The sequence below is a fragment of the Parasutterella muris genome, assembly GCF_943193095.1.
Taxonomy (GTDB): domain Bacteria; phylum Pseudomonadota; class Gammaproteobacteria; order Burkholderiales; family Burkholderiaceae_F; genus Parasutterella; species Parasutterella muris.
Genome location: NZ_CALPCV010000031.1, coordinates 1 through 9,935, shown reverse-complemented (window position 1 = coordinate 9,935; position 9,935 = coordinate 1). Strand labels below are relative to the sequence as shown.

Genomic DNA, 9,935 nt, shown 5'->3' with positions numbered 1-9,935 from the left:
AAAATAAATTTCTTACCTAAAATTTAATTAGTGTCAGATAAATGTGCAGATGGTGTCTTCTTAGGTCTTCCCTTGCCTCTGAGGGGCGCGCGCCTTTCAGCGGGGATGTCGCAGTAATCCAGAAAGTCGCTGTCAGCGACCGGCCAGCCTCGCTTCACCGCCGCAAGCAGCTGCTCACCAAATGCCTTATCCGGTCCCTGTTCAAAAATATCCCGATATTTTTTTTGCCGTTCAAAAGGCGTATTGCCCAGCTGCCAATATTCTCTGACAGGCATCATGAAGATATCGCTGCGATAGCCGCTGTGGTGCGAGTAACTCGACCAATGGTAAAACTGCGGTTCTCCAAAACCCAGAATAAAGGGCAGCCACTCCATGTATACGACGGCCTTGAGGAGGCGTCCCTCGCCCTGAAGTACCGCGGATTCGAATCGGCTCTGCCAGATTTTTCCGTCCCGCGAATAGGCGTCATTGAAATATCTGCCGTAGAGCCGGCTGACCATCTGAACGAATCGCGAGAGATCGTCGCCGCTTTCACGCGGCGTCAGAAGCATATGAATCTGTTCGGTAAAGAGCGCGTAGGCGTTTACGTCCACATAGCAGCGCTCAGAAGCAAAGCCAAAAAGCCGAAAAAGCGCGGCAATATCCTGCTCAGACGGAATCAGCGATATGTCTTTAACGCTGCGAAGCACAACGTAATGAGCTTGTCCTGCGATAGATAAACGGGTTAATCGTGTCATAGGGATTTTTGGGCGTTTGTCCGAAGAAGTTTAAAACACGACGCTTTCAGAAAACTATATTGTCACTAATTTTCAGAACAAAAGACCGTTAAAGAAGAGCTCGGCCTGCACGCGTGCGCCCGCAGGCAGCGCCTGCCCTCCCGCATTCGGGATAAAAGCCCGCATGTCCCGAAAAACGCAGCTGCGCCCTGTCGCCTTTTGAATGGGCAGCGCAATGAGATCCGCGCCGTGCGGCGCAAGCTGCACGCAGATATCGCCTGCCTTTGCCTCGGCGTCAAACCCCATAACGACAGAGACAAACCGTCTGGGATAAGGGTCGGTACGAAACGCCTGCCATACCAGAGGAAGAGCAAGGCGCTGAGAGAGCGCGGCAAAGCCGAGCGGATTTCCGGGTAGTCCCAGAAGCGAGGATTTTCCAAGTCTTGCGCAGACGAACGGAAGGGAAGAGCAGAGCGCGGCACCGTCATCTATCGGAGTCCCTCCCGCTTTGATAATCGCCTTCCGAAGCATATCGCTTCTTCCGGTTCCTGTGCCGCCCACAGTGACAATCAGCCGATAGGTGTCTTTGAGCAAAGAGATCCGATCTGCGATCGTGACCGCATTATCCGGCGCGAAAAACAGACTCACATCCGTCAGACCGAGTCCGCAGAACAGCTGCTGCAGGTAATGAGCATTACTAGAATGTCGAACCGATTCCGGAGAAAAACCGTTTTCCACAATTTCGTGGCCGGTCGCCAAAATCGCCACGGACGGCCGCGCATACACCGGCACCCGCTGCACACCCGCCTCAATCAAAAGCGCGCTTTCGCTTGCGCCGATAATCGATGAGGCACGCAGCAGACAGTCGCCTTTTTTCCATTCGCTTCCCGCCTCCAAAACGTTTTCGCCGGGGTATACGCATTTGCCGCTCTCAGGCTTTGCGCCTGATTCCGAGCTGTACACCGCGTCGGCGCCGATCGGCAGATAGCCGCCCGTGTTAATCCATCGACAGGCCTGCTCGCCAAGACGCAAAGGATCGTCTCCGTTCACAACAGCGGCCTCTTCATGAAGAACAGCCAGGCACCCGCTGCTAACCGCCCAGCCGTCGCGAAGCGAAACGCTGTAGGGCGGAATATTTTCAGAGGCAAAAATATCTTCTGTCAGCTCAAGCCCAAGCGCATCGGAAAGCGGCACCGAGGTCTTCTTCGGCGGCAGAAAATCTTTCGGGAGCGCCGATGGATAGAGAATGAAATAACCGGACATGATGTTTGAAAGAAGAAATAAAAAACTGAGTCTGTCGGAGACTATTCCAGCAAACAAATCTTAAACACGATTCTAAGGCTGACTTAAAAGTCCTTCTATGCTCCGTACCGAATTATTGAAAACCATCTAAATAAAAAATGACAATTCACACTAAAACTCCTTGTGAGAGAAGACGAGCACCAATCCATTAATTGTTAGTTCCGTACATTTTTACACCCCAAATTTCCGTCTAAAAGATCATTAAAAATCAGCCTATTAAAATATTTATTTATTCTTATTCAATTAGTTAATATAATTTTTATCAAAGAAAGAAAAATTTACCTGAGACTGCTTGTTTTTAATTATTACAAATTGTTAGAATGATCGTGAGTCGTACAAATTAATCCATTTGTATGACCATAACCTCAATGCGGCAACTGCATAAAGTTGCGGAGAAATAATGAAAAACCATCCTACGACCGGTCACTCGACGACGGAACGGACAAAATCCGATTTCGTCCGCGCCGTCTTCTTCTCCGCTCATCTCATCCTTCTCCGTACTCGCTGGACTATCAAGCCCGTCGGCAGCGACGGCTGGTCTCTGCTCGCACTTTAATTCGCCGCTTCCTCTCTCCGGATTTAATTAAACAGCTCGCGCCGCTGCTGCGGCAGACTGCGGTCTGTTCTCGTCCGGATCTCTACTCCAACAGGAGATATCCTCATTATGTTTGACCTTAAAGAACTAATGTCTAAGGTGGATTTACCCCGCGACATTACCCGAAGAGGCTTCCTTGAAGCCGCCACCGTGACCGCCGCATTCGCGGCTCTTGGCCAGGCACAGGCTCAAACCGGAGCGCAGCCCTACATCATTCTGCAGACCCCGAAGGGCATCATCCTCGGTGATCCTTCTCTCTGCGTGAACTGTCAGCGCTGTGAAATTGCCTGCACCGAATACAACGACGGCAAGAACGACCCGGTTCTCGCCCGCATCCGCATCGGACGCAATATGTGGTACGGATCGGGCAACCAGGGCATGAGACCGACTCAGGGCATCTGGGGCGACTCCACTGTCACGCAGGATACCTGCAGACAGTGCGCCCATCCGGTTCCCTGCGCCAACGCCTGTCCGCAGGGCGCTATCAGAGTCGATCCGAAAACCGGCGCCCGTTATGTCGAAGAAGATCTGTGCGTCGGCTGCGGCCTCTGCCAGAAAGCCTGCCCCTGGGACATGATGTCCTTCGATCGTGAAAAACAAAAAGCCAGTAAGTGCTTCCTCTGCGACGGCGAACCGAAATGCGTGAAAGCATGCCCGGCCTCCGCCCTTGTCTACCTGCCCTGGAAAGACCGTTCAGGCGAACCCGCAAGAAGAGCAACCCACGGCTATCTGCCTGAAGAAAACGCTAACCAGTGCTCTGTCTGTCACGGCTAAACAACATCGAAGGAACTGAAATGGATAACACTCAAAAAAGATACGGCTATACCGGTCAGGGCCTGCGCGTAAACCTAACAACCGGTCAAATCACCAAAGAGCCGACTTTCCCGCGCTTTAAGGATGAAATCGGCGGTACCGCGCTCGGCTACCGCGTTTTCTGGGATGAAGTACCGCCCTCTACACAGCCGCAGGATGAAGCCAACAAAATCGTTATCGCCCCGGGACCGTTTTCCGGAAGCGGCGCGCTTTGCTCAAGCCGCACTTCCATCACGACGATTTACCCGACGATTTATCCGATGCCGATGATCGCCAGTGCCCACGTCGGCGGAGACCTCGCCGCGAAAATGAAACTTGCCGGCTACGACTTCATCATCATCGAAGGCAAATCCGCTAAACCGGTTTATCTCTACATCAATAACGACAGCGCGGAACTGAGAGACGCCTCCTGCGTTTGGGGACAAGGCACACGACGCACTCAGACAACGCTTGCCAATCAAACCTCTCCTCAGGCTTCCGTCGCCTGTATCGGACAAGCGGGCGAGAATCTCGTCCCGATGTCGGTACTGATCAGCGCCCGTCAGCATTCGGCCGGCGGCATCGGCTCCATCTTCGGCGGCAAAAAGCTCAAGGCCGTTGTGGTCTACGGCGACAACCCGATCCATATCCACGCCGACCCCAAAGAATGGCAGAAGATCACGGAACGCAATATCGAACTCTTCGGCTCACTTAACCAGCACGTCGTGCCTTCGGCGCCGCATCCGATGTTCGAATTCTTCTCACCCGGAAGCCGCTGGAACGGTATGCCCGGAAACGTCTGGCAGAAAGCGAATCCGCCGATCACGCTTCCCTTTGATATGCGAAGCCCGAATCGAATCTCCTATCGCTGGTGCGCAAGTCAGTTCTTCCTTGGCAAACCCCAGGGCCTCAAGATCAAAGTCAGAAACAACGGCTGCTACGCCTGTCCGCTTCGCTGCTACGCCATCGTAGAGGACGACGAGGCCGCAGCCCGCTACCACATCAACAAGATGACCGAACAGACTTGTATGTCGCTCTACTTCGGCCGCGTGATTTTCCCGAAGATTGCCGCTAAGCGCGATCTGCCGGCAGCCCGTCAGGCCAGTATGGTCGGCATTCAGACCATGGACGATCTGGGCGTCTGGTGCAACTACGGTCAGCTGCACCGCGATTTCAAGAAGCTCTATGTGGACGGAACCTGGAAGAAGATCCTGCCCGAAGACGAATACAAAGCCATCCCCTGGCAAAAGATCGAAGACTGCGACGCTTCCTTCCTTATCGATTTGTTCACCCGCATCGCCTACCGCCAGGGCGAACTCGGCTACTGGCTCGGCGAAAGCACGCCTTATATGCTGAAGCACTTCGGCATCTCCGAAGACGTCTGGCGCAATGACAAGTCCACTAACTACTGGGGCCTCGGTCATCCGAAGCATCACGCCAACGAAGACGACGGTCAGGTCGGTACTGTTCTGAACTGCCTCTATAACCGTGACCCGATGTGCCACGGAACCGTCAACTTCACTCGCAGCGGCCTGCCGATCGGCGTTCAGAAACAGATCGCGGAACGCTTCTGGGGCAGCGGCGACGCGGTGGACGCAGTCGGCAACTACACCCCGACCAACGAAGCCAAGATGAGACGCCTGCGCTGGATCATCTGTCGCAAAGAACTGCACGATATGCTCGGTCTCTGCTCCTGGATGGCGCCTTGGGTGGTCTCTCCGAACAAGTCGGAAAACTACATCGGCGACGATGACATGGAAGGCAAGGTCTTCCGCGCGCTCACCGGTATGAACCATACCGCTCAGGAACTCGACAACGCCGGCTTCCGAGCCTTCACTCTGCACCGCGCCTACACCATGCGCGAAATGAAGGAAATGAACCAGCGTAAGAAACACGACTTCTATCCGGAATGGATTTTCACCGACCCGAAGGATCGCCCGGCGTTCACCAAGGGAACCATCCGCATGGACCGCGATGACATTGAAAAAAGCTTTGACATCTTCTTCAAGCAGATCGATTGGGATGTGCCCACCGGCGCGCCGACCGCCAAAGCGTACAAGGACCTCAACCTTGAATTTGTCATCCCTGTAATGGAAAAAGAAGGCTTAATGCCTGGAAAGTAGAGCAGCAGACATGAATCATCCCGACGCAATCACCGACAACGAAGAACTCCTGCTGAAGTCCGATATTGTTCTTCTCGTAGATCTGGTCTCCGAACACAGCCGAGAGGTAAAGCTCGTCACTCATGAAGACCTGATGAATGAATTCATCTCCAAGGCTTCTGAAAGCGCGCCACTCTCTCTGCAGAAAGTACGCTCGGAACTGGACGCAATACCCGCGAAAGAGCAGGAGCTCAGAAGCTGCGCCGATGACAGTCCCGAAGGAAAGGAACGCCGCAGACTGCTTTCAAGACGACAGATGTTCCGCTCTCTTTTCAACGGAGAGCTCAGCGTCAGTCAGCTCAGGGAAGAGCAGAACGAGGCAAAGCCTGCAAGAGAAATCACGCCGGAATATTTCGAGAAAGTCCTCTCGGCCGCCTTAGACGGCAGACACGGACTGGAAACGCTCGAAAGCTGGGACGCAAAGCGCTATTACCACTTTGAACCGCTTCTTTCATCCTCATACGCGCGGCTGCTTGCCGCGGAAAACAATCCGTATGAGCTGATGCTCGACACGGTTCGAGAGTGCTCGCGTCTTTACCCGCGCCCGATCGGAATCTTCTCCTTCGAATTTGCGCCGTTCAATCTTGATCCGCAGGTCATCCAGGACGCCCTGGATCGATTCGGAAAGGACGAAAACGCAAAGGATATTCGCGTCTCCGTGACTTCAGCCGGCTCCGTCTATCTGTACTCCTCTAAGTATCTGGAGGACGACTACGCGGACTTCCTGGCCGAAGAAATGGATTCGGGTGAATCAGAAATGCTCTAGACAATGACAAGCGGCAATTCTGAAAAGAATCGCCGAATCATAGGTGCAAAATACCATGTATACCAAACTAACCGCTATAACACTTTCCTGTCTGGCCGCTGTCGCTTTTTCAGCCGCCGCCCAGGCAGCCTCCTTCACCGCCGATCAGATCAGCATCCCGGAAAAACCGGAATTTATGGCCTCTCTCGGCATCGCTAAAGACGCCAAGCCCAACCTAAGCAAAGAACAGAAACGCGATCTGGCTCAGCAGGCTTATCAGGAAAAGGCCGATCAGCACTTCATGAGCGTTCACGCCCAGAAAGGCGTGAACTGCATCAGCTGCCACGACCCGAAAGCCGTCAAGGATGTCGCCTGGATGGCGACCGTCGGCAAACCGGCTATTCGTCAGAACTGCCAGGACTGCCATACCGTTCAGGCTGAAGTGACCGCACACACCGACACGCACGACAAACTTGACTGTATCGCCTGCCATATGCCTAACGTCGCTTCGGCAAACGACTATTCCGACGATCAGAACGCCGCCGGTCCCAAAGCGCTTCGCCGTATCCACACTTATAAGATCAATGTGGATCCGAAAGCCGCAAGCATGGTTCAGGGCGATATCAAGATCAAAAACGGAACCGTTAAAGGCTACGTTCTGGCTAAAGACGAAGACGGACACGGCTTTGTGGATCTGATGTGGAGCTGCGCGCGCAATACGCCGGCCGACTACACCGTAGTCGAAGGCAAAGGCTGCCACAATCAGGCGACCTCCAAGCTCGATGAGGGCCTCGTCTATCAGGATCAGAAAGAAGTCTACGGTGAAACTCTGAAGTGGCAGAAGCCGATTAAAGAAGGCTACAAGGAAGTCGCAGGCGCCATCCCCCGCCTGAGAAAGCTTCTTGAAGTCACCAAGCTCGCACCTGCCGATCAGACGGAAGCCCGCCTGCTTCTCGATAAAGCGGACGATATCGCCGCGATGATCAAGAAAGACGGTTCATGGGGCGTGCACGCTCAGAACTATCTGCTTGACCGCGTCCAAACCGCTCAGGCTTATCTTGCCAAAGCCCAGGCCATCATCGACAACGGCGGCTACGTCAAAGCAGCAGCCAAGTAAGGAACGTCAGAAACCGGAAGCGGCTCTGTCGCTTCCTCCCCTTCTGATTTCCCCAAGAAGGACGGCTCGTTTCTGCCGTCCGGGAGGAAAATCTTGAGTACCATCAACAGAAGAACTTTCATTAAAGGCACGGGAGCCGGTTCTCTGTTCGTTCTGACACTTGCCGGCTGTTCTCCGAAAGAAGAAAAGCCGACATCGAAAGCTTCCGCCGACAGCTCCTCTGAGCCTGTTCAGAAGCGTCCGCAGTATGTGATGGTCTTTGACCAGAACAAATGCGTCGGATGCGGAGAGTGCAAGGATGCCTGCAACGAAACAAACAAGCTGCCCGCGGGGTTCCATCGTCTGACGCTCGAGCGTCAGAACGGCAGAACCGAGGGAGAAGCCTGCCCGTACTGCGGAAAGATCGAACCCTGCGACTGCGAACGCAAATACGTCCGCGTCTCCTGTCAGCAGTGTCTTGACGCGCCCTGCGTCCGCGTCTGCCCGACTCAGGCCGCGCACCGCGACCCGAAGACCAATATCGTCACGATGGATCCGGACCGATGCGTCGGCTGTAAGTACTGTATCGCGGCCTGCCCCTACAACGTGCGCTTTATCAATCCGCAGACCAAAACCGCGGAAAACTGCGATTTCTGTCTGCATACCAAACTGGTCAACGGCGAAGACCCGGCCTGCGTCTCCAAGTGCCGCTACGGCGCGCTCGCCTTCGGCGACCTCAGCGATCCGAAGTCCTATGTCAGCAGACTGCTTAACGTCAAAGACACCGTTCGGATTCGTCCGTATCTCGGCACCAATCCGAGCCTGCGCTACGTGCCTGTGACCAAGGAGAAAATCTAATGGACGAAACAATCAACTTCACCATCGGTTTGTCTCAGGGTATCGCGTGGCCTTGGCCGATCGCGGTGTATCTCTTCCTTGCCGGTATTTCCGGCGGGGCGATCGCGGTCACGCTGATGCTGAACTTCTTTAAGCAGAACACGGACGTGACGCCGCTTTTGAAATCGGCCGGCATCATCGGTCTCGGCACCATTCTGCTCGGCATGCTCTGCCTGGTGCTGGATCTGACCAACCCGCTCTTTTTCTGGCGGATTCTGGTCTTCTACAACCCGTCGAGCGTCATGAGTATCGGCGTCATGCTGCTGCTCTTCTACATCCCGCTGACAGCGGTCCTCGTGCTGATGTCGTTTGCCGACACGTTCAGCAAATGGCCGCTGCTCGGCTGGGTCGCTCCGCTCTGCGCGTTCCTGGAGAAATTCAGAACGATCATTAACGCCGTTCTGATGGTCCTTGCGATCGCGATCTGCGCTTACACGGGCTTTTTGATCTCAGCGCTTATCCGTTTCCCGCTGATCAACACCGCGGTTCTGCCGGCGCTCTTTGTCGCTTCCGGAATTTCCGCCGGTATGGCGGCCGCGAAGATTCTGGCCGCAGCCTGCTTCGGCGCGAAAGAGTCCGACCCGGACATGCATGCGCTGCATAAGGCCGAATGGCCCGTCATGGCGGCAGAAGCTTTCTGTCTCTTCATGATCGCCATCGCGCTTCTGAGCGGCAATGAATCCGCCAAACTCGCTTTCAGCGCGTTTACGGACGGCGTCTGGGCTGTCGTGTTCTGGGGCGGCGCGGTCCTCGTGGGCTTCGGTATCCCGCTTGTCGCGTCGATCATCGCAGGAAAAGGAGAAGAGTCGAAGATGTCCTTCTACTTTGCCGGCTTCTGCGCCATCGCGGGCATGATGTGTCTGCGCCTGTTCATTCTTTACGCAGGACAAATGAACACGATCGTTTAGTCGACTCTCTGACTTAAAAGGCCGATCCCGTTTGGGTCTCGGCCTTTTTCTTCCCGACTTTTCCAGAAAAATGTATCAATAATCTTCTTTAACCTTCTGAATATACAAGAATAAATCAGAATTTTTTCTAGAAAATTTAACGACAACGTAGTTCAAATAAGGCTAATTATGGTATAATTATCAATAAGGAGGAGTCAGTCGTGTCCATCTCAATTTCGGAAAGAAAGGTAAAAGGCAAGGTCTATATTTCTATCGTTGAGAAATATCGAGATCCAATTACAAAAAAGTCCACAACTCGTCAGCTCAAAAGCTACGGGAACAAGGAGTTATTTCTGCAGAAGCACCCTGACGGACTCGAACTTATCAATTCAGATTTAAAGCTCTTCCGGGAATCAAGTCAGGCCTATGCGGAGGCGACCGAGTTGCCGAACGGCAGCGGAGTCTCAATCGTTGACAGCGTAGCGAACTCCACTGAGTTAGGCAGTTCATTTCTCGTTTCACCAGCACCGTTTCTAACGATTTGGAACAAGCTTGAATTAGACCAATACTTCAAAAATCTAGAGCGCAATTACAGAGGAAAGGTTCCAGTCGATTTAAATAAACTGGCCTTTTACAATGCGGTTGCTCGGATACTCAGGCCTGAATCAAAACTAGGAACGTGGATTGACAGGAATAGATATCTATACGACTTTGAGAGCCTTTCTCTCAAGGATATGTACAAC

10 protein-coding genes are annotated in these 9,935 nt (G+C 53.5%); 8 read left to right on the top strand and 2 right to left on the bottom strand.

Translation table 11 applies throughout. From position 1 onward, the window contains the following. Window positions 1-23: 23 nt before the first annotated feature. Window positions 24-737 carry a transposase gene (locus tag NFR90_RS10010; protein ID WP_251452722.1) on the bottom strand — a complete coding sequence of 238 codons (714 nt, stop codon included), beginning with the start codon at window positions 735-737 and terminating at the stop codon, window positions 24-26. 72 nt (window positions 738-809) lie between these two features. Further along, window positions 810-1,979 (bottom strand): molybdopterin-binding protein, encoded by a 1,170-nt coding sequence (locus NFR90_RS10005; protein WP_251452720.1) that lies wholly within the window; start codon window positions 1,977-1,979, stop codon window positions 810-812. A 439-nt stretch (window positions 1,980-2,418) separates the two neighbouring features. Between NFR90_RS10005 and NFR90_RS10000 the strand changes: the two genes are divergently transcribed. From NFR90_RS10000 to NFR90_RS09965, 8 genes are all read left to right on the top strand, one after another. Beyond that, complete coding sequence (locus tag NFR90_RS10000; RefSeq protein ID WP_251452718.1) at window positions 2,419-2,574, top strand: hypothetical protein; 156 nt, start codon at window positions 2,419-2,421, stop codon at window positions 2,572-2,574. Window positions 2,575-2,682: 108 nt separating this feature from the next. Further along, window positions 2,683-3,387, top strand: a complete 705-nt coding sequence (locus NFR90_RS09995) for a 4Fe-4S dicluster domain-containing protein (protein ID WP_251452715.1) — start codon at window positions 2,683-2,685, stop codon at window positions 3,385-3,387. A gap of 20 nt (window positions 3,388-3,407) precedes the next feature. Further along, entirely contained in the window at window positions 3,408-5,528 is a 2,121-nt protein-coding gene (locus tag NFR90_RS09990) for an aldehyde ferredoxin oxidoreductase N-terminal domain-containing protein (RefSeq protein ID WP_251452712.1), read from the top strand. Window positions 5,529-5,538: 10 nt separating this feature from the next. Beyond that, window positions 5,539-6,333, top strand: coding sequence for a YdhW C-terminal domain-containing protein (locus NFR90_RS09985; RefSeq protein WP_251452709.1), 795 nt, complete (start codon window positions 5,539-5,541; stop codon window positions 6,331-6,333). 55 nt (window positions 6,334-6,388) lie between these two features. Next, on the top strand, window positions 6,389-7,429 hold the full coding sequence (locus NFR90_RS09980) for a cytochrome c3 family protein (RefSeq protein WP_251452707.1): 1,041 nt from the start codon (window positions 6,389-6,391) through the stop codon (window positions 7,427-7,429). A 93-nt stretch (window positions 7,430-7,522) separates the two neighbouring features. Further along, window positions 7,523-8,266: a 4Fe-4S dicluster domain-containing protein gene (locus NFR90_RS09975; protein ID WP_251452704.1), complete on the top strand. Its 744-nt coding sequence runs from the start codon at window positions 7,523-7,525 to the stop codon at window positions 8,264-8,266. Then, entirely contained in the window at window positions 8,266-9,213 is a 948-nt protein-coding gene (gene nrfD / locus NFR90_RS09970) for an NrfD/PsrC family molybdoenzyme membrane anchor subunit (RefSeq protein WP_251452701.1), read from the top strand. The genes NFR90_RS09975 and nrfD overlap by 1 nt, the downstream gene beginning before the upstream one ends. Window positions 9,214-9,413: 200 nt before the next feature. Further along, window positions 9,414-9,935: hypothetical protein (locus tag NFR90_RS09965; RefSeq protein WP_371873893.1), on the top strand; the 522-nt coding region annotated here is incomplete at its 3' end.

Coding starts and splice junctions, on each gene's coding strand:
- NFR90_RS09980 (WP_251452707.1), top strand. CDS start 6,389: ATGTATACCAAACTAACCGCTATAACACTTTCCTGTCTGGCCGCTGTC.
- nrfD (WP_251452701.1), top strand. CDS start 8,266: ATGGACGAAACAATCAACTTCACCATCGGTTTGTCTCAGGGTATCGCG.
- NFR90_RS09995 (WP_251452715.1), top strand. CDS start 2,683: ATGTTTGACCTTAAAGAACTAATGTCTAAGGTGGATTTACCCCGCGAC.
- NFR90_RS10005 (WP_251452720.1), bottom strand. CDS start 1,979: ATGTCCGGTTATTTCATTCTCTATCCATCGGCGCTCCCGAAAGATTTT.
- NFR90_RS10010 (WP_251452722.1), bottom strand. CDS start 737: ATGACACGATTAACCCGTTTATCTATCGCAGGACAAGCTCATTACGTT.
- NFR90_RS09990 (WP_251452712.1), top strand. CDS start 3,408: ATGGATAACACTCAAAAAAGATACGGCTATACCGGTCAGGGCCTGCGC.
- NFR90_RS10000 (WP_251452718.1), top strand. CDS start 2,419: ATGAAAAACCATCCTACGACCGGTCACTCGACGACGGAACGGACAAAA.
- NFR90_RS09985 (WP_251452709.1), top strand. CDS start 5,539: ATGAATCATCCCGACGCAATCACCGACAACGAAGAACTCCTGCTGAAG.